Genomic DNA, 23,199 nt, shown 5'->3' with positions numbered 1-23,199 from the left:
TGATATCATGTCCAAAATCATCATTTCAGAGATAACCTAAAACAATCCACCAAAGGAGCAACGTACATCAATTTATACCCGCAATGACCGGAAGGAAACCCCTCCCCCTTAGTTCTTCAATGTGCCATAAAACGTCGTATCAAGCTGATCACGTAATTCTTGCAGTGCCTTCTCATTTGGTAAATCATAGAAAATCCCGTTCAGTCGTTGGCTGACGGCTTCGATTTCATAATGTTTTCGTTCTGACATCAAGGCAATCGATAAACCTGCCGTCGCCATCTCGCGGACACTTAAATCAAGGTTCATCTCTTCTTTCATATACGTATGCGCTGCTGGAATTTTCGACCATCCAGTCGGCTTCATCAAATGTGTCGCGACGGCTTGGATGACTTCCGACTGACGATTCGCGCGCGCTCCGTCATTATCCGTTTTTCGATGTCTCGAATAGGCAAGTGCCATCGCACCATCCATATGGTATTCCTTCCCTTTTTGGAATGAATACTGATTTGCTTTCCCACTCGCATCCTGCTCGGAGAACGTTCCTGTCGAGACCAGGTCAATTCCGCCGATTTGATCCACTAATCCGATGAAACTATCGAAGGAGATGACAATTTTTCCATCGATTTCTTCATCGAGTAGACCCGAAACAGCATCTTGCGTACATTCTTCTCCACCGAAGGCAAAGGCATGTGTGATTTTATCCTTCTTTCCATTCTCACAGGAAATCGGTGTATACGTGTCTCGAGGAATCGACGTCAACTGAATCGTTCGAGAAAGTGGAACGAATTGCATGACCGACAGAGAGTCCGAACGTGATCCTCGCAACGATTCTCCAGGTCGTGCATCACTTCCGATCAATAAGAACGTGAACGGTTGTGAGGCAAAAAGAACGAATGCGATGAGCAACAATAAAAATAGTCCAAGAAGCTTTCGTTTAACACGATGTTTTTTCTTGATTTTTTTAGGATGAGCTTCTCGTGAAGAAACGTCAGGAGTCTGCTGTACCGATTGCTCTGATCGCCCCGCCTTCCTCGAGCGTCTCGAGCGATCCCGATTAGCAAACAACCGTGATCCGGCACCCCCGATCATCTGTGCGACCTGTTTAAGCATGCCGCTCCCGGAACGACGCGATGTACTTTTTCGATCTCGCGGTTGCTCTTCGACATATCGATGATACGTAGCCGGTTCTTGCTGCTTCTCAAAGGATTCTTGAGAAAATGATTCGTCCGGCGCGTATGCTTTCGAAAAAGCTTCTTCTCGCCTAGCCTGCTCTTCTTGTCTAGCTTGCTCTTCTAACTGCATACGTCGTCGCTCCAAGCGAGAGCGGTGTGGTTGATGTTCTGCCATTCAGATACCTCCGTATCAATCTTTTGCGATCTGTTTCTCTTTCAAGAATTCGCGGAGATACGTCCGTTTCGGTTCGTGCATCGAGGCAGCCATCTGTTTGACCCACCCTTCTGTCCGTTGACCACCGGTCCGTTCTCCGTAATACGATGACGTTGACTCTTCGTATCCTGTCAGTAACTCACGCATCGTATCGTCATCAGTATACGTATTCCGGTGGAAGACCGCATCCATCGGAAGGCGGGGTTTTTTACCGGGTTGTTGATCCGGAAGACCGACCGCGACTCCAAATAATGGTACGACGTGATCTGGAAGTTGTAAGAGTTCGCTGACACGACGGGCATCATTTCGTAGTGAACCGATGTAGACCGTTCCGTAGCCGAGCGACTCGGCAGCTACGACTAAATTTTGAGCAGCGAGTCCCGCATCGACAGCCCCTACAACAAGCGCTTCTGTCGTCTCGATCGTCCGGCTAACGTCGCCTCCTGCTAGTTCTGCCGCTAACGTATGTTTGTGGTAATCCATACAAAAGACAAAGAAGTAACTGTTTTCTGCCACATATTGTTGACCACTTGCAACGTCAACTAATTGTCGCTTCAATCCTTCGTCTTCGACACCGATAATGGCATAAGCTTGCTGATAAGAAGATGTCGAGGCAGCCTGTGCGGCTTTTATGAGTGCTTCAATCGTCTCTTCGTCTAATTGATGTTGTTTGAATTTCCGGATTGACCGGTGGTTGAGTAAATGTTCAATGGTTTCATTCATGTGTAATCGTCCCCTTCTGTAATGAGTCTTCTTATTTAAGATAGTCGTCTCTGACTAAAAAGCGCAAATGAAGAGGTTCGGTTTATGAAAAAAGCGGGAAATGAATAGTGTTGTACTGTGCTTTTCTTGCGAAGGAGGGCGATCATGAGAATACGGAAACTGCGACTCTTACTAGAACAATATGGCGATACGACCCTTCGCGATATCATCGTCGAAATCTATCGTCAACTCCCGAGACAAGTCATCGAAGAGAAAGAGTTTGACGCCATGTTGACACAGTTCATGAAGTATAAGGATTTGCAAAAAGAACAGGAACAACCGACCGTCGAACAGACGATTGCTCAGACGGAACGGTTTATTCAATTAGCATACGATCTCCAGTACCTTGAGCCGAATCCGATCGTACCGCTTCGCGAACAAAAGAATTGGTATATCACCGCAAAACGTCTGTTGAAGCATTTACGCCATTATGCTCATCGTAAAAACGGAACCCGGATTGCCTTTGAGGAATTTTTCTTTCTTCTTTCGTCGGCTGCCGGGGAAGAACCTTTATTTTTAAGTAATGATCCGTTTCGATTATTGAAAGTCTCGCAAGTCGACTTTTTTCAAGAATTAGTCGGCTATTATAAAAATGATAGTCATGGTGTCGAATGGATGGAACGCGCCCTCTATACAGCGTTGAAGGTTCCGATGGACGTCGATACTGAGCGCAGTGATCTTTTGCTTGCCGTACTTGCTCATTGCGAGAAACCAGAACATCAAGAAGCATACATCCATTGCTTGAATGCGCATGCAAAAAAACTACAATCGCATGTTCGGATTGATGCGGACGCTTTATCCACCTATCAAGAAATTCGTTTCGCAGAGCTACATTCCCTCATTTCCCTACGCGCGTTAGAACGAGCGGAAACGATGCTGTTCACAGAATATATCCCATATTTTTCGCATCGCTCGACTCCGTTTCGCTATTACCTTGATCTCCTCGAACGCGCTGGACTCGAACAAGAACACGAACGAATGGCACGCGTTGGTCGAAAAAAACGAATTCATTTCTAAGAGTAGATTCTTCTTGTTCACACGTAGTAGACAATAAAAGGCAAGTGACGAATCCATCGTCACTTGCCTTTTATTAGTCAGATTCATTTCAATCGGAGGCATTGACGATGCCAAGTCCGACTGTTGCGAGTAGTGCAATACAAGCGAATAGAAATGCCATGTCGTTCGGTGAATCGAATCCTTCATAAATCGGTTCCTTCCGATCAACGATGATATGATCCTCCGCGCCATAATTGCCATATGTCGTCGAACTGCTTACACCCGGTTCATCGTAATCACGTGCTTCGGCTACCAATGTATCCGCGCTGAGTAACCAGCCCGATAAACCGATGACGATCCAGAGATACTTCATGATAATTTTGCCTCGATTCTTTCTTATCTTCAGGAATCCATCTACTTTTTGTTTGAAATAGAAGATATAAATACCTTTTATTTCCTGTAATATAAAAGCAAGATATTTTCAACTTCACTTTGCTAAAGGAGGAACTTAATTTGCCTATTGTGTATTACAATCAATTGTCTCATGTTCAAAGGCGACACGTCCATCAACTTCTACAGCACCATCAAAAGGCATCTGATTTTTCATTTTTTCAGCCGCTTGAAGATTGTCAATGGGTCTACCTCGAATCCGGTCAGGTGAAAGCGACGCTTGGATATCATGTCGTGCATGACATCGTTCACTTTATAAACGGTGCCTTTCACGATATCAAAGCCTTTCGTCGTCTGGCTATTTTGCTACACTTACATGCCGTTCGACAAGGATGTCGGCATATTCATGTACAAGTGTCCCCGCCGCATGATCTTTCTCTAACTTCGATTTGGAAAGAGCTTGGTTATAGTTTATATGCCGAACAGTTTCGTTTAATTGGACTCTCAGAAGGACAGCCTGCTACGCTGCGTTTGAAAGCTGTTCATGCACAGAATCAAGATACTTATCTCGCACTTCGTAACGATGCCATTCGAGGAACACATCACTTTTTTCCTTATCAGGTATCTGATTTAGACAAGTTGATTCACCGAAAAGCGATTCCTTACCTAGTCTATGATAAGCAACTGATTGTCGGTACACTATTATTTCAAAAGCAGGGACAAAATATCCGTCTTCTTGAAATTACGTGCCTACCTGAGCTGAGACGTCAAGGATACGGTAGCCGTATCCTTCATACATTTCAAGAAAAATTACGACGCGCAAACATCCAAACGTTTGAAGTATCTTTTCTATCCACACAACAAGATGTACTACGCCTGTATCACCCCTCGATGTTTTGCGATATCCAGTTAACCTCTCATTGGCATACGTTCAGTACGGATCCACCTCCATTAATCATTTAGGCGATTGACGATTCCCTTGTATTCAGGCAACACATACTCCGCATCCATTTCCCGAAAATCAACATGACCCGTTTTACGAAGCACTAGCCCCATCTCGTATAACTGTTCGATATAGGCATCTCCCCATGTCAAGGCAAGTCCGGGTTGGTGATTATGAAAAGCAAGCAAGGCATCTTCAATAATTTCAGACGCAATGGATGCTTGCATCACGCGGTTCAATAAAGATTGGAACAGTATGGTTTGTCGTCCAATCAGCGCATAAAACGGGACATAATGTTTAGCATAAACAAACGTCGGCAAATAGGCATCCGCCTCAATCGTCTTTAGCAACAATGGTGAAGCGGGACGTTGTAATCGTTCTGCAAGTCCAACGGTCGCCTTGCATTCGCACAGCTGATCAAGCACTCGAATCGTCAACTCCTCTTCTATATCGAGCAATAAGACGAGATCAAGCAGATTCAATTCATGCGTCTCCATGAATTGATCACTGCGTTGAAGATGCATCGTATAAGTAACGTCCAGCTTTTCAGCAACAAGTGCCCATAACTCTGAATGGCGCGCCGCATATAGACCTACCGGAAAGTGAAGAGGTTGGCGGACGATCGAGCGATGCCCTTCAAGTGTATAGACTTGATTGACGTCCAGACCGTATGCTAGCAACATTTCGAGTAACTGCTGACGATTTTGACAAGTGACGAGTGTTTGAAACAGACGATCGACCTCGACGAGTGGTTGTTTCATTTCGAGCGCTATTTTTAAATGAGCAGGTGAATCCTGCTCTAGCGCACGCTTAATGAATTGTAAGGCCTGTTGTTCCGCATCGTTCAGTTGGGCAACATGTGTCCGAAACATTTCGATGTCAAGCTCCCGGAAGGCTTGTAACGCCGGTGCAATTGATTGATTTTTTATAAAGGGTTTCCACATGATTCCCTCGACCTCCTCATTCCAGTATCTCTTCGTAGTGTACGCAATATCCTATCGTCTTGAAAGTAAAAAATGGAGAATCTTCCGGCGTTTCAGGAAGATTCTCCATTTTTTATTTTTTACCGACTTTTAGATGAGTATTTCGAAAGACGGCATCTTGTTTTCCTGTCTTTTCAACACTTGTTCCGACAGACCCCAGATATTCGATTTCATCCTTTGGTTGAATGAACTCGTATGTGATGGCAGGTTCACCCCGAAGTCGAACGTGTATGATTTGTCGATGTCGTAAAGAGAATGATGCGCGTACTTCAAGAAAGGAGGAAGCTGACAAATCATGTTGCCGCTCTAAAATCGTCATCAATTCTTTTTCAGAGTCACGATAATTTCCCTGCAATTGAGCATACGAAATACCCACTCCTAAAGATAGGATACCGATTAGACTAAGAGCGAAAATGACCAGCACTTTCTTCATGACTGATCCACCTCCGAGAAAAGTTCATTCTACTTATTCATCGGTTCATCGATCGTCGACGTGAAGTCTTTTTTCGAATCCTTTACGTGAAACTGCATGTCCACATGTGGAATATCATCTTCTAAATAAGGTTCGGATACGGTTTCGAAACCAAACGACCCGTAAAACCCTTCTAGGTGTGCTTGTGCCTGTAAGTAGATCGCAGCTTCTTTCTGCAAATGAACCATCGCTTTCTCCATCATTTGTCTTGCTAACCCAACCGACCGGTGTGCATGGTGAACGGCTACCCGTCCAATCGCTATTCCTTTTGTCGGATGATCGTATATCCGAAGACATCCGACGATTTGACCGCTCTCACTCCGTACGATTAGGTGTGTCGCTTGTTGATCTTGATCATCTAGCTCCGGATACGCACACTCCTGCTCAACGACGAAGATATCCGTTCGTAATTTTAAAAGTGCATATAAGGTATCAGGTGTCATGTGATGAAAAGACTTGAATTCAAATTCGTACATAAAAAGCTCTCCTCTTTAGTTACGACAAAGTCGTGATAATTGTCCTGCGTAGATCGTGACGGGAATACCTCTAAAAATCGTATCTTTTTCCCAATTCAGCCCGTTTGCACGAGCAACATTTTGCGAAGCACGATTATCAGGATGAATGATTGAGATGATTCGATCATGCCCTCGATTGAACCCCTCCATCATTAGTTGTTTCGCTGCTTCACGACCATAACCGACTTTCCAGTGCTTCGGTTCGAGCCAATAACCGACTTCTAACTCTTCTTTTCCATCCACTTCCTGCATCAATAACCCAGCGAAACCAATCGGTTCATTCGTTTCTTTTTTGAATAACAGCAAAAAACCAGTTTGTCGTTCATCCGAGTATCGCTCCAATTGCCGTTCGAACCACTCTCGTGCTTCATCTTCACTCAGAGCCGTACCTCCATTGATATAACGCATAACTTGCTCATTTTGGACAAGCGACTTATAAAAACTGAAATCCTCTTCTTCGAACGGTCGCATCCATAAACGTTCACTTTCCATCGTCATCGCCTCCTTCTATACTTCTCTTTTCCCGAGTTCTTTTCGCTTCATTCCTCTTCCTGATCCTGCTTTCCCTGTGACATTTTTCATTACTAATCGATGACATTCACTCCCTAGTGCTTGCAATTCCCGGCATAAGTCGGTATTTTGGGAACAGTATGTTGAACAACGACCGCACGATTAATGTTAAAATATATTTTGAGCGCATGAGCGCTGGGTAGGAATTCACGAAAAGGACTGAGACCATAATGACTGAACAAGTAATGACGGGACTGTATGAAGGCATTTCAAAAGAGTCCGTACTAATCAATGAACCGTTAAAATATCATACGTATACTAAAATGGGAGGAATCGCGGATTTATTCATCATCCCAACTTCTTATGAAGAAACGGCTTTTGTCGTCCGATATGCTCACGAACAAGGTATTCCCTTGACGTTGCTTGGAAACGGATCGAATCTTGTCGTTCGTGATGGTGGCATCCGCGGCATTGTCCTCTCCTTTGAGAAGTTAACCGATATCTCGGTCGAAGGACATGAACTCGTCGCTCAAAGTGGCGCAGCAATCATCGAAGCTTCACGTGTAGCTTACGCGCATCAGCTCAGCGGTCTTGAATTCGCTTGTGGGATTCCAGGAACGATTGGTGGCGCATTGATCATGAATGCGGGAGCATACGGTGGTGAAGTTAAGGATTGTCTCCATAGCGCTACTGTATTGACACGACAAGGAGAACTGTTAAACATTTCGCATGATGAACTCGAACTGGGATACCGGACAAGTTGCTTCTCGAAGAAAGAATATATCATCCTCGAAGGTCGGTTTGCCTTAACAGAGGGTGACCCAGCACTAATCAAGGAAGTCATGGATGATTTGACGCATAAGCGAGAAACGAAACAACCACTCGAATATCCTTCTTGTGGTAGCGTCTTTAAACGTCCAGAAGGCTATTTTGCAGGGAAACTGATTCAAGATAGCAACTTACAGGGAACACGCATCGGTGGCGCTGAAGTGTCGAAGAAACACGCTGGCTTCATCGTCAACGTCGAGAATGCATCAGCATCCGACTATATCGCGCTCATTCGTCATGTCCAAGAAACCGTTCAAGAAAAATTCGGTATCTTACTTGAGACAGAAGTGAAAATCATCGGTGAAGAAGCATAATCAATCATTTTACGAAAAAGGTGAGCTCCGTATTCGGACTCACCTTTTTGTTCGTTTAGATCGACCAGTTTCCGTCACGCATGACTGATTCACGCGTTCCGTCTGCAAGTTCTCCTTCAATCGATAGATCCGCGGATCCAATCATGAAGTCGACATGCGTCATCGAGTCGTTTGCACCCTGTGCTTCTAGTTCTTCTGCTGAAAGGCTTGGACCATTTTCGAGACATGTCGAGTACGCACGACCAATCGCTAAGTGGCATGAAGCATTTTCATCGAACAATGTATTATAGAATAGGATACCCGAGTCAGAAATCGGCGAACGGTGTGGTACGAGCGCAACTTCTCCGAGATAACGTGCACCTTCATCAAGTGAAATCAAGTCATCTAATGCTTCTTGACCCTGTTTTGCTTCCGCTTTAACGATTTTTCCGTTCTCGAACCAGAGTGTGAACTCATCAATCAAGTTCCCACTATAGCTAAGTGGTTTTGTGCTCGAGACATGCCCGTTGACGCCTGTCTTTTTCGGTAACGTGAACACTTCTTCTGTCGGCAGATTCGCGATGAAATCAACACCATCTGCATTCGGACCACCGCCACCTAACCAAACGTGACGTTCTGGTAATTCGATTGATAATTCTGTTCCTGGGGCTGTGTAGTGCAATGTTTTGTATTTCTTCTCTGTCAGGAATTTTGCTTTTGAACGCAGATTTTGATCGTGATCCGCCCATGCAGTGACCGGATCCGCTTGATCGGCACGTGTTGCTTTTAAAATAGCTGACCAGAGCTCTTCAACTGGCTCACTTGAATCAGGGAATACTTTCTTCGCCCAGCTTTCAGAAGGTGCTGCTACGACACACCAGCTGACATTGTCACTCATGACGAACTTCCGCCAATTAGCGAGAGCGACACCGGCTGCTTTATTCGCACGTGCGATTCGACTTGAATCAACGCCATTCAATAAATCTGGATCTTCACTGACGACCGATAAGAACGCTGTCTTTTCCTCTGCCAGTTGGTCGTAACGTGCTTTTAACCAATCCGGGAACGTATCAAACGACTCTTCCGGTGCATCGAAATAACGGATTTTCGTCATCTCATCATCTGACCATTGTACGTATACTTGCGTAGCTCCTACTTCGTAGGCAACACGCGTGATTTCACGAACGAGCGGCAAATTTTCGATTCCTGCACGCACCTCGAGTTGTTGTCCTGGTTGTAGATTAATTCCAGTACGCACGGCTAAAGACGCGTATTGTTGTAATTCTGCTTGTGTCGGCATTATGTAATCCCCTTTCTTGTATCTTTATTTTCACGAAATAGTTGCAATTTTGCAAGAAATAAGGCGAAACTAGAAGGAGAATAGAAGGAGGCATCACCATGGAATTTACACCCGGAGATTTTAAATCGGCTTATACGTATTTTCACCGACAGGCACTCGACCTCGTTGGGGATGAAAAAGCACAACAAGAATTGTTAGTTCGAGCAGAAGTCGGACTTGCGCACTTGACGCAAGATATCGCGTCTACAGAAAGCTCGGACATCGAACGCGAGGCAGAACTTGTCCTTTATTTTCAATTAAAACAACTGCTTGAAATGCTTCGTGCTCTCTATCAGAAAAAATTTGAAATGCATGCGGAACAGGAACAATTGTTGTTGACGGCCGTTCTGTACTTCACGTCTCCTGTTGACGCCTTACCGGACGATAACGTCCTCGGGCTCTTTGATGACGCACAAATCGTCGAAACGATCTATGAAGAACTCGCAGCAGACGTCGATCGCTTTCAACATATGGAATAAAAATAGGCAGCTGTCGCATGAACTGCCCCATAAAAGTTGGACATAAAAATCCAACTTTTATGGGGTATTTTTTATGGTCAAATATACGAAGGCATTTAAGATCAAGGTTGTTGAACGTTATCTGACGGGACGAGACGGATACCAGATTATGGCGGAGGAATTCGGGATACGACCTGAACGAGTCCGTGAGTGGTCGCGTCTTTATGAACGTTGGGGAGAGACGATCTTCGATCCTTCCTATACAACACACTCGCCGGCATTTAAACTGGAGGTATTAAACGACATGGCGACCAACGGACTGTCCTACATAGAGGCAGCCGTAAAATATCGAATTTCCTCCCCGGGGATGATCTCGAACTGGCGATCGACGTATGAACGGGAAGGGACCGCAGGTCTGGTCGCTAGACCGAAAGGACGTGCCCCGATGGCGAGACACAAGAAGAAAGATTTTGAAGAGATGACAGAAGTCGAGAAGCTCAAGGAGCGGGTCGAGTATCTCGAGATGGAGAACGCTGCGCTAAAAAAATTGAGAGCCTTGGTTCAAGAAGAGAATGCGCGACGAACCGGATCAAGGCGCAAGTAATCGATGAGTTGCGGGCGGTCTATCCCGTCCCGGGACTCCTCCGCGTGCTCGAGATGGCTCGGAGTGTCTACTACTATTGGCGGACGCGCCTGACGGGCGAAGACAAGTACGCGGAGGTGAAGTCGGCCATCCATACCCTCTTCCACGAACACGAGGGACGATGTGGCTATCGTCGCATCCACGCACTTCTCGAACGCCAAGGCTTCCGGCACGATCCGAAGACCGTGCGCCGTCTCATGAACGAGCTCGGTCTCAAGTGTCTCGTCCGCATGAAGCGATACCGTTCCTATAAAGGACGGGTCGGAGAAGTCGCACCGAATCTTCTCCAACGTGACTTCAAGGCCACCGGTCTGAACCAGAAATAGGTGACTGACGTCACTGAATTTCATCTGTTCGGGGAGAAGCTCTACCTCTCGCCGATGATGGACTTGGGAAACCGTGAAATCATTGCCTATACCCTATCGGACCGACCTACATATCGATTCGTTGGCGAAATGTTGGACCAGGCAATCGGGAAGCTCGACGGAGAGGCGCGCCCAATCCTTCATTCCGATCAGGGGTGGCATTATCAATACAGAGCGTTCACTGGTACGCTCCACGAGCACGGCATTACGCAAAGTATGTCCCGTAAGGGCAACTGTCTCGACAACGCAGCCATCGAAAGCTTCTTCGCCGTGCTCAAGTCAGAGCTCCTGTATCTCAAGGAGTTTGATGACATGGATCACTTCAAATATGAGCTTGAGCGTTACATCGAGTACTATAACCATCGTCGTATCAAGAGACGACTAAAAAGCCTGAGCCCGGTGGAATACCGGACTCAGGTCCTCAAGGTCGCCTGACAAATTATTTATTGTCTAACTTTTTTGGTTCAGTTCACGCAACAGCTGCCCTTTTTTATGCGTTTTGCTTCGAAGCGATATGAACCGGTGCCGTAGATTGACGTGATTCATCCACCTCTAGTTTTTCTTTATTCAACCACGTATAAATCATTCCCATGAAGACTGCTCCACCAATGATGTTACCAGCTAAAGCCGGTAACAGATTGTGCATCGCTCCTGCAAATGTGATCGTATCCGGGTGTGGTACGACTAATGCAATAGAGAACAATGCCATATTGGCGATGACATGATCAAATCCCGATGCGAAGAATACTGCAACAAGTACCATCATCATCATGATTTGCGCCAACTCATTCTTCATATTCTTTGGAATGAAAATCGCTAAACAGACCATCCAGTTACAGAAGATTGCCCGCGTGAAAATTTCCCACGTCGTATGATGAATTTTCGTTTCCGATACCGCAAACAACCAATTGTTCATACCAAGCTCTTGTATGATTCCTGTTTGGGAAAAGAGTAGCGCAAACGCTAATCCTCCAAGTCCATTTCCGATTAGACAGATTAACCAGACCTTCATCGTATCCATCTTCGTCGTATAGCCGCGCATCGTCGCCGTCGTGAAATACATCGTATTTCCTGTGAACAGCTCTGCCCCACCGTAAACGATCAAGACAAGTGCCACTCCGAAGGTCAGTCCACCGACAAGTGTCGCAACAGGTGACTCCGCCATATATAAACCGTTAATTGCTTTTAAGGTAAAAATAATTGCAAATCCAATGAAAATCCCCGCTAGCATGGCACGAACTAAGTACTCGAGAGGACGCATTTGTAGCATGCGCGTCGACTTGATTGCTTTATTCCGTAATCCTTCTAATGCTTCTACCTCGTTCATCGTAGAAACCTCTCTTTCTTTTGTTCAACACTTCACAATGTTTGTTCATTTATTATCATACTTCCATCTTAAAAGATGTTCAAGTATTGAATAGACCTGTTTTATCGTTTTTATAAAAGAACGAGATGTAAACGATATCATTGTGTCGAGATTGTGAAAAATGCCTTTTCTTGCTTTATACAACTAATTAGTTTGAATTCGTAGTCGTGATGCGAAGCGTTCAAAGAAAGTATTTCGTCTTGATTCATCAAGCACATAGCCATCAATGACGACACGATTAAAGCGTCTAGAAGACGAAGTAGCTCGTTCGATATCGGTCGGAGTATAGGCGTCGAATGTTTTCCGGTCCATCGTAAAATCTGCACCTGAATACGGATCCGTGTAGTGAATTTCCAGGTCAGTTAAATCAGGAATCGTTGAAAATAAAACAAGCGTATGATGCATCAGAACTTTAGATAATCGAGCCTTTAAAAAATCCTGATTCACTTGTAGTGTCCCGGTATCGGTACCGATCCAAGCTTGTCGCTCTTTTCCTGTCACTTCATAGGCAAGACGTAACGATTCTCCTTCAACATCTACCTGTTTTAATTCTGATGAGAACGGAAGTTGTTCGGCTAGTTGACGAACCGCTACCGTATTCGTCATCGAGGCCCCCACTTGTCTCGCTACAAGATCACCATCATGCCAAATGGATGATTGATTTTTTTCGTTGGGTTGTTCAAAAAGACGAATTCCAACTAGTATTCCTAAGCAGATACAACCAAGAATCCATAACATTTTCTTCATTTTCATCACCTTCCTAAAAAAACGTACCCTTTTTCATCTTTTTTTCATAAGAAGGGTTGAAATTTTATGCATATGAGCGTACTCTTGCAGGCAGATACTCACAGAAGGAGGAGCATGAGGTCACTCATCATATTGCCATGACTACAACACACCCACAGAAAAAGAGAGTTGAAAAAATCAGTTTCTTAATCATTGGTACGTTGCTGTATTCCCTTTACATCAGCCTACTACTATCTCCAAATGATATCGGATCAGGTGGTATCATGGGGATCACGCTCATTATTCAAGAGCTCTTCCACACGCCAATCGGATTAACGCAGTTGCTCTTAAACATTCCCCTCTTCCTTTTAGGTTTCCGTTTCCTGCGCAAACGATTCATGTTCTTATCTGGAATTATCGTCATTGCTTCTTCCTTTTTAATTGACTGGATTCCGACTCAAATCGTTCCGGAATCTTTAAACGATCCACTCGTCGCTTCCATCTTTGCTGGTCTAGTCTCTGGTCTCGCAATGGCATTGATCTTCTTCGGTGGTGCTTCAACTGGAGGGCTTGATATTCTCGGAAAGTTTTTCTTTGCTCGTTTTCATAACTGGCCACTTCCTCGTATATTTCTGATGCAAGATCTTGTCATCTACATCCTAGTATGGTGGGTCTTTGATCTTAAACATGTTATGTACGCTCTCATCATGAGCTTTGTTCGCGCCAAAGCCCTTCAGACGGTTTACAGCTTCTATTCTGCTTCTAAGCAATGTATCATCATTTGTGAGAAAGCAGATGAAATCAATGAAGTCATCACAAAAGAACTCGGACGTGGCGTCACGATTCTCGATGCACGTGGGGGATACTCCAACCGAACGAAAAAAATGGTCTATGTCGTCGTTCAAAATAACGAAATCGTCCGTTTGCAAGAAATCGTCTCTTCTGTCGAACCGAATGCATTCGTTACATTCTCGGAAATCCACACTGTCTTCGGCAATTACAAGGAACATTCGTATTCGTTTTAACACCAAGCGCAGCTTAGCTGTGCTTTTTTTATCTTCTTAAAACAGCTTCTCGTATTGCATCATCTTTCCTGCTTTTTTATTAGTATTATTCACTTTTTCAGTCATTATCCCTATTCAAAAAATAGACATACTTCACTTTTTTTACGATAGTAGTTAAGCTTATGATAAGTCTTTTATTTAAAGGAATGATTGCATGCACTCTCTTTGGCGTCAGCGTATTCTGCTGATTTTCTTGGTCAGCTTATTCGCCTCTATCCCGATCATCTATGCGTTATCCGGTTATCGGACGATTGCAACGATGACCGAGCAAATGAAGGATCATGATATACCGTTAATCAATCAGGTAGATCAGTTGGTCGAACACAATCGAGATCGTGCCAATGCGGTTCGTGGTCTCTTATTGTATGAAGATAATCGTTATATCGAACAATATTACTTTTCAACGTCTAAAATTCATGATTTGCGCAATAGTCTGAACCAATCGTCGACTACCCCAGGGACGATTAAAGATCTCCTTCGCCGCAACAATGTCTGGGAGTCCGAGATTGAACGCGTGTTTGTTGTCTATGAACGTCAAAGTCCAACAGCCGCAAAACGTCTTGCTAGACAGTCGACTCAGACGACTCAAACGATTCTCGAAGACTTATCCCGTGTGAAAGATGATTTGTATAAAACGCTTCAAGCCAAATTACAACAATCAGATTCTTTAATCGCTACATATAAATGGATGTGTCTTGCTCTCTCCATCCTGTCCTTTTTATTAATTAGTGCCACGGTCTTTTTCTTCCACCGCTTCGCTCCTAAGGGATCAGAACAATCGTCTTTAGAATAAACGAAAAGCGCAGCTTCGGCTGCGCTTTTCGTTTATTCTAAAGATTTATTCAGGCATTGCTTTTCCCTCTTGTACATGTTCCATCACCATATGCACAAGCGATGATACATGATGATCATCTAAGGAATAATAGACGACTTTTCCTTCTTTTCGGAACTTGACGAGTCCTTGTTTCAACAAAGACCGAAGATGATGCGACGCTGTCGCGATCGAACAGTCGACAGAGGCTGAGACATCACAAACGCATAGTTCTTCTTCGATCGTCAACGCATAAACGATTCGCAGTCGTGTCGCATCCGAAAGAATCTTAAATAGCTTTCCGATTTCAAGCGTCGGAATCGTATCCACGATTCGTCCGATTTCAGACGCACGCTGTTCGTCAATCGCAATCGTTTCACAACGGGGAATGTCCATGTCTGTCACCTCGTTTCTACCTATATTGCACCACGAGAAACGGGACATTGCAAGTTCAGCGCATTCGTCTGCGAATGAGCCAAAACACGAACCATCCTCCTACGTAATCTCCGATATCCCAGACAATTCGATTTTGGTCGACAGCGCGTACGCCGATATCAATGATTTTCGTGCTTTCTAATCGGTTCGTATAACGTTGACGAAGTCGCGTCGGAATCGGTAGACGAAGAAGTGCCCGGTAATAAATATCTAAATGAGTATGACCCCAAATTTCCGTCGCAATCGAGCTCGTTTTAATATACAACGGACGTTTGTAGCGTCTTTCATACTTTTCTTTCAATAAAAGGGCCATTTCATAGGAAACACGATTAGGACGCGGAAATAAGACTTTTCCTAGATGGTAGATCCCCTGATTATCGACTCGAATGATTTGTGGTTCTAACCGATATCGAATCCAATAGCCGCGAAAACGGATCGTCTGCCATTTCAATACAATCACCTCTGAACGGATTATACCCTGTTCTGAAGTGATTGATGCCATTCTCGCACAGCATCTGTCATTTGCTGCGCAGCGAGTTGTCGATCTTCTTTAGCGAAAATCTCTGAGATGACGGCATACCCTTCCAGCGGGATGGGCAGAGAGGAGACATTCGTTGCTGTGATTCCACCAATACCGATTAGAGGTAATCGTACGGCTTCCCGAATCGCCTGAAGCATCGTATGCGACATGGAATCAGCGTCCGCTTTGGATGACGTCGCAAATAGAGAACCCACCCCTAAATAAGAGGCTCCGTCTCGTTCTGCTTCAATCGCTTGTGCAACGGTTGCTACTGATACGCCAATCACAGCATCTGGTAAAAGGCGACGTGCTGCGGTTAAAGGAATGTCTTCTTGTCCGATATGCAAACCAGCTCCGGTGAGTAACGCGATATCAATCCGATCATTGATGATCAAAGGAACATCATAGCGATCCGTGAGTGTTTTCAACCGAACTGCCTGATCAAAGAATTCCTTTCCTTGCGCTGTTTTTTCCCGTAATTGCACGATTGTTGCACCACCTAAAATGGCTTCCTCAACGACCGTATCGATCGCGACTCCAGGATGGTACCGACGATCCGTCACTGCATAGATGGAGTAATCAATTGACACGTTCTGTCACCTCCACCAGGTCTTGCTCCGTCATAAGGCTGATGGTATTGAACAACTCTCGTTTAAAATCACCAAGACCTTGTGCGGAGGCTGCTTGTTCCCCTGCTTTTCCCATGACAAATGTCCCGTGGACAGCCGCCTCAAATGCCGTATATCCTGCACCGAGGAAGCTCGCAATCAAGGAGGCCGTCATACAGCCCGTACCCGTGATGTCTCCTAGACGCGGTGTTCCTACATGTAATTCCATTTCGCGCGTTCCATCCGTAATGTAGTCGTTCGGACCTGTCACGACGAGGACAGATTTGTGTTTGCGAGCGAATACGTGAATACTTTCTCGATCCATAATTGCATCTCCCGCAGCATCGACTCCCTTAGTTCGTCCGTCTTCCCCAAGTAACGTCTTGATTTCAGAAGCATTTCCTTTAATGACCGTACACCCGAGATCAATGAGTTCTTTGGAAAAAGCAGTACGTAATGTCGTTGCTCCTGCTCCTACGGGATCAAGAACGATTGGGACATTCAAACGTCCCGCTTCACGGACTGCGAGTCGTTGAGCTGCTTGCATGTCTGCATCGATCGTACCAATGTTTAAGACAAGAGCTTGCGCGAGTCTAACCATCTCTTCTACTTCACGAATGTCTTCTGCCATGACGGGGGATGCTCCAACAGCGAGTGTGACGTTTGCGCAGTCGTTGATCGTAACCGTGTTCGTCAGATGGTGAATGAGTGGTTTGTGTTCAAGAATGGTCGTAAACATGTGTATCCCTCCAAAGTGAATGAAAATGATGTGTCGGTCCAATACCTTGTCCGAGAGCAAATCCATGACGAATTGCCTCCGTGACATAGTTTTTCGCCTGTCGTACACTATCTTGTAAATCTTCTCCAAGCGCCATCCGCGCTGCAATCGCTGCGGATAAGGTACAACCAGTACCATGAGTATGTTGATTGTCTAATCGTTCCGATGTGAAGTGGTGTTCCACTTCCCCATCAAACAACAAATCCGTCGCAGCTCCTGAGAGATGTCCACCTTTTAGCAATACTGCACCTGTCTGTGTAGCCAATTGATGCATCGCCAGTCGCATTTCCTCTAGATTGGTGACCGATCGTCCTGTTAAACGCTCTGCTTCCGGTAAATTCGGTGTGACGAGAGTCGCAAGTGGTAAAAGTTCTGAAATCAATGCTTGTTCAGCTTCCGTCCGCAATAGGGCATGACCGCCTTTAGCGACCATGACGGGATCTAATATAATAGGGACTGTTTGTTTACGGAGATGTGTAGCAATGACACGAATCGTCTGCGCATTCGAGACCATTCCGATTTTGATCGCATCGACACGAATGTCTGAAAAAATCGACGTTAACTGGGCATCTACGATTTCTGGGGATAACTCTTCCACCGCTTGAACTCCCAACGTATTTTGCGCTGTGACGGCTGTCAGTACGCTCATTCCATAAACGCCTAAAGCCGAAAATGTTTTTAAATCTGCTTGAATCCCAGCTCCACCACCGGAGTCGGATCCCGCAATCGTCAGTACATGTTTCATGTTCTTTTCACCTTCCCATCGAGCAATGTAAGGGAGTCGTGACCAACAAAAAAAGCGCCGACCGCTGTAAAAAAGCAGTCGACGCTATACGAAAGCGTTATACACGCATTCCGGTATCCGTTCGGCTCAACTTTCCTACGCTGGTATTATCCAGTTCAGGTAATAGGGTCGAAAACAGATTGGTTTTCCTCTCAGCCGGATTCCTCCAGCTCCCCTAGTTGCTCAAGTATTCGTTTCGCCTTAACTGTAGCATAGAGAAGAAAAAAAAACGAGCCGAAGCCCGTTTTGATTACAGATATGCCAATGGATTGACTGCATTTAGAGGAGAAGAAGCACTGTATTGATAGCCTCCGACATGTAGTTCGAAATGTAAGTGTGGTCCTGTTGAATTTCCTGTACTACCAAGTGTCCCGACTTGCTGACCTTGAGAGAGCGTTTGCCCTGCACGAACCGATAATGAACTCATATGTGCGTAGACGGTCGTGTACACTTGTCCATCTAGGAAGTGAGAGATCATGACATGATTGCCGTAAGGTCCACCACCTGAGGCTGTGATGACCGTTCCAGCTGCTGCCGCGACGATTGGAGACCCGACCGAACCACTGAAATCAACACCGTTGTGGAACGTGTAACCATTCGCACCGCTTGCTGGTCCGAATCCTTGTGATACTCCACCAGAAGACGGTCGAACGAATTTTCCTCCACTCGAAACAACGGGCGGGGCAACGGAACCAGTTGATTCCGAACTCTTACCTGTTTGTTTTGCTGCTTTAGCATTCGCTTTAGCGGCTTTTTCAGCTGCTGCTTTCTCCGCTGCTGCGTTTTCAGCCGCTGCTTTAGCGGCTGCCTTTGCTGCCGCAATTGCACGTTCTTGCGCTTCGAGAGTCGCTTGAAGTTCTTTTGCGTCTAACAGTTCTGTCGTGAACTTCGTCTTCCCTTTTCGTAATTTCTTCAGCGTAGCACTACGTTCTTTCATTTGAAGCTTTAACGCTTTCTTTTGTTCAATCAATACTTTCTTTTCCTGCATTTGCTCCGCTTTTTTCTCAACGAGCGCTTGTTTTGCTTCTGCTAATTTTTGTTGCGTAGCGATGTAATCCGAAATCATTTTATCGTCTTGCTCAGCGATTTTTTTCCCCGCCATGACACGGCTAAATAAATCACCTAAATCTTTCGATCCGAAAATGACTTCTTCCCATTTAATCGAGTTTCCATCGTTTTCTTGGAAAACACGCAAACGATCACCGAGTAGTTCTTCCTGTTTCTGTAACATTTCTTCGTAACGGACGATGTCTGCCTTTAACTCATCGATTCGAACGTTCAACTGTTCAATTTGTTTATTTTTTTCGGAGACTTGGAAAATCTTTTCATTGATTGCTGCGTCAATTTGATTGATTTGACGTTGCTCTTTTGAGATTTTGGCTTCTTGTTTTTTGATTGCTTTTTCAAGTTTACGTTGTTCAGCGGCATTTTCAGCCTTTTTTTCTTTAATTGTCGCTGCTGCAATCGGTTGCGTTCCTGTTATAAGTAATGCTCCTAAAACAATGGTAGAAATTAGTTTTTTTAGCATATATCGTTTTCCTCACTTATGTTTTTTCATATTTTATTATAGTATTCAAGTTTCTCTCATATCTGAAATAGATTATAGCACCGTAATCGTTTCAAAAAAATTTCATTTACATTTCAAATGAAAACGGTTTTTTGTAATATATGATTTGTTTTTTGAAAATGACAAAAAAAAGAACGTTGCATACGCAACGATTCTTTTACGATTAAAGCATTGATAATGGATTGACTGAGTTAGCTGGACCAGTTGCACTATAGCTATACCCACCGACATGGATTTCGAAGTGTAGGTGTGGTCCTGTTGAATTTCCTGTACTACCTAGCGCGCCAATTTGTTGACCTTGGCTGACACGTTGACCAGCACGGGCATTGAGTGAACTCATGTGAGCATATACTGTCGTATATGTCTTCCCGTTCAATTGGTGAGCGATCATGACATGATTTCCGTAAGGTCCGCCACCTGATGCTGTAATGACTGTACCTGTTGCAGCTGCCACGATCGGCGTACCGACTGGACCACCAAAGTCAATTCCGTTATGGAACGTATATCCGTTCTCTCCACCTGCAGAACCATACCCTTGTGTAACAGTTCCGGCAGTTGGATGAATGAACAGACCACCTGATGATGGTGCTGGTTTTGGTGCAGCTGGTGCTGACGGCGCTGGAGCAGGCGCAGCTGGTGCTGGTGTAGATGGTTTTGGTGCCGATTGCTTCGTCGAACCAGAAGGTTTTGCCGATTGTGCTGCTTTCTCTTGTGCTGCTTGCTGAGCTGCTGCTTCTTTAGCGGCTTGCTCTTCTGCTGCTTTTTGTGCTGCTGCTTGTGCTGCTTCAGCTTCTGCGCGTGCTTTCGCTTCACGTGCCGCTTGAGCTTGACGTTCTTTTTCAATTCGAGCTTCACGTTCACGCGCTGCTTTTTCAGCAGCAATCGCTTTTTCTTGCGCAATTAGAATTTGCTGGACTTCTTTTGCATCCATCAATTGTGTTTCGAACTTTTCTTTTTTCTTACGAAGTTCTTTTAAGCGTTTGTTCCGCTCTTTTAATTGCGATTCAAGATCTGCTTGTTGACGTTTTAATTCTTGTTTCTCAACGACCAACTGTGCTTTCTTTTCTTTTACTTTTTGTTGCGCATCTGCTAATTGCTTTTGCGTATTTTGATAATCCGTGATCATTTTATCATCTTGTTTTGAAATGGATTTCCCTGCCATGACACGGCTTACGAGGTCACCAACATTTTTAGAGCCAAAGATGACTTCTTCCCATTTAATTGAGTTTCCATCATTCTCTTGCATGACACGAAGACGATCACCAAGTAATTTTTCTTGGCGTTTTAGTTTCGCTTTATATTTCTCGATTTCTTTTCCAAGTTCAACGATTTCACGTTCCGTTGCTTTGATTTGACGATCTTTTGTTTCGACAGCAAAGATTTTTTCGTTCAAAGCTTCGTCTAGTCGATTGACTTCTTGTTGTGTTTTAGAGATTTTTTTACCTTCTTGATTAACAGAAGACTCTAAGTTTTTTTGCTTTTTAGCATTGTCTTGTTGTTGTTGTTCGTTTTTGGCTTTCTGTTCACTTAAATCGTCAGCTGCTGCAAAATGAGGTGCTGATGAAAGAACCAGTGCGGAAACGATGAGCGACGCGAACGTTTTTTTCATGTAGTATTCCCTCGTTTTCTGTAGTGTATGTTTTATGATTTATCGTAGAGTATTTAAGTTAAATTTAAATTCTGTAATAGTTTTTCTTTTTTATAAGAACGTTTTTGATTATAGCATTCATTCCTCTTCCATAATATTTCAGTGATATTTCATTTTAAATAAATCTTTCTTCTTCTATGTAATAGAAACATTTGGAAGGTAACTCATCGTTGCAACTTTGAAGTGTTTTTGGGAAACTGAAGCGAATAGAAGGAGGATATCATATGAAATTAGACCACACTGGAATTGCTGTTCGCGACATGCAGGAAGCCATTTCATTTTATACAAACGTGCTTGGAGGGACCTTAACAAGAGAGTACTCGAATCCCGCACCTGGTGTTGCTTCCAATATCGCGGTCATCGAGTTCGATGATGCACACATCGAGTTGTTGACGCCAACAAGTCCAGATAGTCCGATCGCACGTTTTTTAAAACAACGCGGAAAAGGTGTCCATCACATTGCTTATCGCGTAGAGGATTTGGATCGAGCGATTGAAGAAGCAAAACAACAAGGATTAACATTTTTAGAAGATACGTACCGAACGACGCCATTCGGGCGACGACTGATTTATATGAATCCTCGGCATTCACACGGCGTCATTACAGAACTCTGTGATTATCCGGAGAACCCATAAAAAATCAGCACTGCAACGTTGCAGTGCTGATTTTTTCGTTTCATGGTATTAGCCGAGTTTGGCTACGATTTCCCGATTGAATGCGGGAATATCATCCGGTTGACGGCTTGAGACGAAGTTATCGTCGACGACAACTTCTTCATCTGCAAAGTCCACACCAGCATTCTCTAAATCAATTCGAATCGATTTATAACCTGTCATTTTTCTTCCTTTGACGATTTTTGCGTTAATCATCAATTGTGGTCCATGGCAGATCGAAAAAATCGGTTTTTTCGACATATCGAATTCTTCAACGAATGAGACAAAACGCTCGTCTTCTCGAAGTAAATCCGGTGAAAATCCGCCTGGAATCAGGAGAGCATCATAGTCTGCTGCTGAAGTCTCATCAATCGAGAGATCAACATTTACTTTCGCCTCTTCCTGCTTCCCAACAAGTTCCGCACCTTTTTTGGCACCAATGACAGTAATCTCGTGCCCCGCTTCTTTTAACGCATCAACAGGTCCAGTGAATTCGACATCTTCAAAATGATCGGCGAGTACAACTGCTACTTTTTTAGACATGTAATTCATCCCCCAATTTGTTTGATTTAAATCTGATCTTCTCCACGATCACGAGGAGAGACCGGATCATCTGGCATCTCGTCTTTACCTTTTAGGATTTCCTTTTGTTGCTCCTCTGTCAGTTTCCGTTCTTTTTCAGACAGTCGATCCCGTTCATCTTCCAACTCTTCATTTGGACGATCGGTTTCTTTCGGTGCCATGGAAAACCCTCCTTATGATTCGTCGCTTATGCTCACAATGAATCGACGACTTTAACAGAAAGATCGACATCAATGTTGCCACGTGTCGCTTTCGAGTACGGGCAGAAGTTGTGCGTCTTCTCTAGTAAGTCTTCGGCTTCTTCTTGCGATACGCCAACGACCTCGACGACGAGTTTTGCTGCAATTTTTACACCGTTATCCGCTTCATCCTGTAAGAGGCTGACTTCTGAATTCGTCCGCGTCTCGACTCGTTTTTTTGCTTGGCGCGCCATTAAGTTGTAGGCACCATCAAAACAAGCGGCATATCCTGCTGCGAATAACTGTTCCGGGTTTGATGTCGGAATGTCTTCTTTGCCTTTTGTTCCTGGCATAACTAAATCGAGATTGATGACGTTATCGTCTGAAGCGACTTTCCCGTCGCGACCACCGACTGCAGATGCACGTGAAGTAAGAATGACGTTTGACATGATAAAAAACCCCTTTTCCTGTTGAATTAAAAAATGCTTTTTTTGCCACATAGACAGTAATACCCGTCACTGAAGGAGATAAACACAAGAGGTGTCTATCATCTTAGCTGATTCCTTCTTTTAGTAGACAAAAAAAGACGATGAAC

At 44.5% G+C, this 23,199-nt stretch carries 27 protein-coding genes, 1 pseudogene and 1 riboswitch; of the genes and pseudogenes, 8 read left to right on the top strand and 20 right to left on the bottom strand.

All coding sequences use genetic code 11. The features are described from left to right. Positions 1–108 precede the first annotated feature (108 nt). Complete coding sequence (locus ESP131_RS05390) at positions 109–1,347, bottom strand: LCP family protein (protein ID WP_047395106.1); 1,239 nt, start codon at positions 1,345–1,347, stop codon at positions 109–111. A 15-nt stretch (positions 1,348–1,362) separates the two neighbouring features. Further along, a complete protein-coding gene (gene nfsA, locus ESP131_RS05385) occupies positions 1,363–2,109 on the bottom strand; it encodes an oxygen-insensitive NADPH nitroreductase (protein ID WP_029340831.1) in 747 nt (248 codons plus the stop codon). A gap of 144 nt (positions 2,110–2,253) precedes the next feature. Between nfsA and ESP131_RS05380 the strand changes: the two genes are divergently transcribed. Beyond that, entirely contained in the window at positions 2,254–3,165 is a 912-nt protein-coding gene (locus ESP131_RS05380; protein WP_069940326.1) for a hypothetical protein, read from the top strand. 88 nt (positions 3,166–3,253) lie between these two features. Here the strand turns inward: ESP131_RS05380 and ESP131_RS05375 are convergent, their stop codons facing one another. Beyond that, positions 3,254–3,517: a hypothetical protein gene (locus ESP131_RS05375; protein ID WP_029340829.1), complete on the bottom strand. Its 264-nt coding sequence runs from the start codon at positions 3,515–3,517 to the stop codon at positions 3,254–3,256. Between the two features lie 149 nt (positions 3,518–3,666). Between ESP131_RS05375 and ESP131_RS05370 the strand changes: the two genes are divergently transcribed. Then, positions 3,667–4,497, top strand: a complete 831-nt coding sequence (locus ESP131_RS05370; protein WP_328286320.1) for a GNAT family N-acetyltransferase — start codon at positions 3,667–3,669, stop codon at positions 4,495–4,497. Here ESP131_RS05370 and ESP131_RS05365 read toward each other — a convergent pair. The 4 genes from ESP131_RS05365 to ESP131_RS05350 all read right to left on the bottom strand — a co-directional run bounded on the left by ESP131_RS05365 (position 4,486) and on the right by ESP131_RS05350 (position 6,939). Continuing rightward, on the bottom strand, positions 4,486–5,421 hold the full coding sequence (locus ESP131_RS05365) for a hypothetical protein (RefSeq protein WP_029340827.1): 936 nt from the start codon (positions 5,419–5,421) through the stop codon (positions 4,486–4,488). The two genes, ESP131_RS05370 and ESP131_RS05365, sit on opposite strands and share 12 nt — an antisense overlap. Positions 5,422–5,533: 112 nt before the next feature. After that, positions 5,534–5,893: a hypothetical protein gene (locus tag ESP131_RS05360; protein ID WP_029340826.1), complete on the bottom strand. Its 360-nt coding sequence runs from the start codon at positions 5,891–5,893 to the stop codon at positions 5,534–5,536. A 29-nt stretch (positions 5,894–5,922) separates the two neighbouring features. Further along, on the bottom strand, positions 5,923–6,408 hold the full coding sequence (locus tag ESP131_RS05355; protein WP_051656213.1) for a GNAT family N-acetyltransferase: 486 nt from the start codon (positions 6,406–6,408) through the stop codon (positions 5,923–5,925). Between the two features lie 15 nt (positions 6,409–6,423). Next, on the bottom strand, positions 6,424–6,939 hold the full coding sequence (locus tag ESP131_RS05350) for a GNAT family N-acetyltransferase (RefSeq protein ID WP_047395100.1): 516 nt from the start codon (positions 6,937–6,939) through the stop codon (positions 6,424–6,426). Between the two features lie 248 nt (positions 6,940–7,187). Between ESP131_RS05350 and murB the strand changes: the two genes are divergently transcribed. Then, on the top strand, positions 7,188–8,099 hold the full coding sequence (murB, locus tag ESP131_RS05345) for a UDP-N-acetylmuramate dehydrogenase (RefSeq protein ID WP_029340824.1): 912 nt from the start codon (positions 7,188–7,190) through the stop codon (positions 8,097–8,099). A gap of 55 nt (positions 8,100–8,154) precedes the next feature. Here the strand turns inward: murB and ESP131_RS05340 are convergent, their stop codons facing one another. Then, a complete protein-coding gene (locus tag ESP131_RS05340; protein ID WP_047395096.1) occupies positions 8,155–9,378 on the bottom strand; it encodes an aminopeptidase in 1,224 nt (407 codons plus the stop codon). 98 nt (positions 9,379–9,476) lie between these two features. Between ESP131_RS05340 and ESP131_RS05335 the strand changes: the two genes are divergently transcribed. Next, positions 9,477–9,896 (top strand): YkvA family protein, encoded by a 420-nt coding sequence (locus ESP131_RS05335; RefSeq protein ID WP_029340822.1) that lies wholly within the window; start codon positions 9,477–9,479, stop codon positions 9,894–9,896. A gap of 73 nt (positions 9,897–9,969) precedes the next feature. Then, a pseudogene (locus tag ESP131_RS16510) lies at positions 9,970–11,318 on the top strand (IS3 family transposase). Positions 11,319–11,373: 55 nt separating this feature from the next. Here the strand turns inward: ESP131_RS16510 and ESP131_RS05320 are convergent. Both ESP131_RS05320 and ESP131_RS05315 read right to left on the bottom strand, forming a co-directional pair. Beyond that, positions 11,374–12,210, bottom strand: a complete 837-nt coding sequence (locus ESP131_RS05320) for a formate/nitrite transporter family protein (protein ID WP_069940324.1) — start codon at positions 12,208–12,210, stop codon at positions 11,374–11,376. Between the two features lie 183 nt (positions 12,211–12,393). Further along, entirely contained in the window at positions 12,394–12,996 is a 603-nt protein-coding gene (locus ESP131_RS05315; RefSeq protein WP_029340820.1) for a hypothetical protein, read from the bottom strand. A 137-nt stretch (positions 12,997–13,133) separates the two neighbouring features. Between ESP131_RS05315 and ESP131_RS05310 the strand changes: the two genes are divergently transcribed. Then, positions 13,134–14,000: a YitT family protein gene (locus ESP131_RS05310; RefSeq protein ID WP_029340819.1), complete on the top strand. Its 867-nt coding sequence runs from the start codon at positions 13,134–13,136 to the stop codon at positions 13,998–14,000. Positions 14,001–14,193: 193 nt separating this feature from the next. Beyond that, positions 14,194–14,832 carry a CHASE3 domain-containing protein gene (locus ESP131_RS05305; protein ID WP_069940323.1) on the top strand — a complete coding sequence of 213 codons (639 nt, stop codon included), beginning with the start codon at positions 14,194–14,196 and terminating at the stop codon, positions 14,830–14,832. A gap of 45 nt (positions 14,833–14,877) precedes the next feature. On the opposite strand, the gene ESP131_RS05300 is transcribed toward ESP131_RS05305, so the two are convergent. The 7 genes from ESP131_RS05300 to ESP131_RS05270 all read right to left on the bottom strand — a co-directional run bounded on the left by ESP131_RS05300 (position 14,878) and on the right by ESP131_RS05270 (position 21,151). Beyond that, on the bottom strand, positions 14,878–15,246 hold the full coding sequence (locus tag ESP131_RS05300) for an ArsR/SmtB family transcription factor (RefSeq protein ID WP_029340817.1): 369 nt from the start codon (positions 15,244–15,246) through the stop codon (positions 14,878–14,880). Positions 15,247–15,301: 55 nt separating this feature from the next. Further along, on the bottom strand, positions 15,302–15,745 hold the full coding sequence (locus ESP131_RS05295) for a hypothetical protein (RefSeq protein WP_231925690.1): 444 nt from the start codon (positions 15,743–15,745) through the stop codon (positions 15,302–15,304). A gap of 11 nt (positions 15,746–15,756) precedes the next feature. Then, positions 15,757–16,395 carry a thiamine phosphate synthase gene (thiE, locus tag ESP131_RS05290; RefSeq protein WP_069940322.1) on the bottom strand — a complete coding sequence of 213 codons (639 nt, stop codon included), beginning with the start codon at positions 16,393–16,395 and terminating at the stop codon, positions 15,757–15,759. Next, positions 16,385–17,152 carry a hydroxyethylthiazole kinase gene (gene thiM, locus ESP131_RS05285; protein WP_069940321.1) on the bottom strand — a complete coding sequence of 256 codons (768 nt, stop codon included), beginning with the start codon at positions 17,150–17,152 and terminating at the stop codon, positions 16,385–16,387. The genes thiE and thiM overlap by 11 nt, the downstream gene beginning before the upstream one ends. Then, positions 17,133–17,936, bottom strand: coding sequence for a bifunctional hydroxymethylpyrimidine kinase/phosphomethylpyrimidine kinase (gene thiD / locus ESP131_RS05280; RefSeq protein ID WP_029340813.1), 804 nt, complete (start codon positions 17,934–17,936; stop codon positions 17,133–17,135). The genes thiM and thiD overlap by 20 nt, the downstream gene beginning before the upstream one ends. A gap of 115 nt (positions 17,937–18,051) precedes the next feature. Then, positions 18,052–18,162: riboswitch (TPP riboswitch) on the bottom strand. Positions 18,163–18,225: 63 nt separating this feature from the next. Further along, a complete protein-coding gene (locus ESP131_RS05275; RefSeq protein ID WP_069940320.1) occupies positions 18,226–19,503 on the bottom strand; it encodes a murein hydrolase activator EnvC family protein in 1,278 nt (425 codons plus the stop codon). 202 nt (positions 19,504–19,705) lie between these two features. Further along, positions 19,706–21,151 carry a murein hydrolase activator EnvC family protein gene (locus ESP131_RS05270; protein ID WP_069940319.1) on the bottom strand — a complete coding sequence of 482 codons (1,446 nt, stop codon included), beginning with the start codon at positions 21,149–21,151 and terminating at the stop codon, positions 19,706–19,708. 263 nt (positions 21,152–21,414) lie between these two features. Here ESP131_RS05270 and mce point away from each other — a divergent pair, with 263 nt between their 5' ends. After that, positions 21,415–21,825, top strand: a complete 411-nt coding sequence (gene mce / locus ESP131_RS05265) for a methylmalonyl-CoA epimerase (RefSeq protein ID WP_029340810.1) — start codon at positions 21,415–21,417, stop codon at positions 21,823–21,825. 48 nt (positions 21,826–21,873) lie between these two features. On the opposite strand, the gene ESP131_RS05260 is transcribed toward mce, so the two are convergent. Genes ESP131_RS05260 through ESP131_RS05255 form a run of 3 tightly spaced genes read right to left on the bottom strand, consistent with a single transcriptional unit; the run spans position 21,874 to position 23,053 of the window. Continuing rightward, the gene (locus tag ESP131_RS05260; protein WP_029340809.1) at positions 21,874–22,386 is read right to left on the bottom strand and encodes a type 1 glutamine amidotransferase domain-containing protein; all 513 of its coding nucleotides are present in this window, start codon (positions 22,384–22,386) and stop codon (positions 21,874–21,876) included. Between the two features lie 26 nt (positions 22,387–22,412). Next, positions 22,413–22,586 (bottom strand): hypothetical protein, encoded by a 174-nt coding sequence (locus tag ESP131_RS16760; RefSeq protein ID WP_169738093.1) that lies wholly within the window; start codon positions 22,584–22,586, stop codon positions 22,413–22,415. 32 nt (positions 22,587–22,618) lie between these two features. After that, positions 22,619–23,053 carry an organic hydroperoxide resistance protein gene (locus ESP131_RS05255; protein WP_023467178.1) on the bottom strand — a complete coding sequence of 145 codons (435 nt, stop codon included), beginning with the start codon at positions 23,051–23,053 and terminating at the stop codon, positions 22,619–22,621. Between the last annotated feature and the right edge of the window lie 146 nt (positions 23,054–23,199).

This window comes from Exiguobacterium sp. U13-1 (assembly GCF_001750115.1).
In the GTDB taxonomy this organism is placed as follows: domain Bacteria; phylum Bacillota; class Bacilli; order Exiguobacteriales; family Exiguobacteriaceae; genus Exiguobacterium_A; species Exiguobacterium_A acetylicum.
The sequence above is the reverse complement of the archived record's forward strand: the minus strand, read 5'-3'. Positions and strand labels throughout refer to the sequence as shown.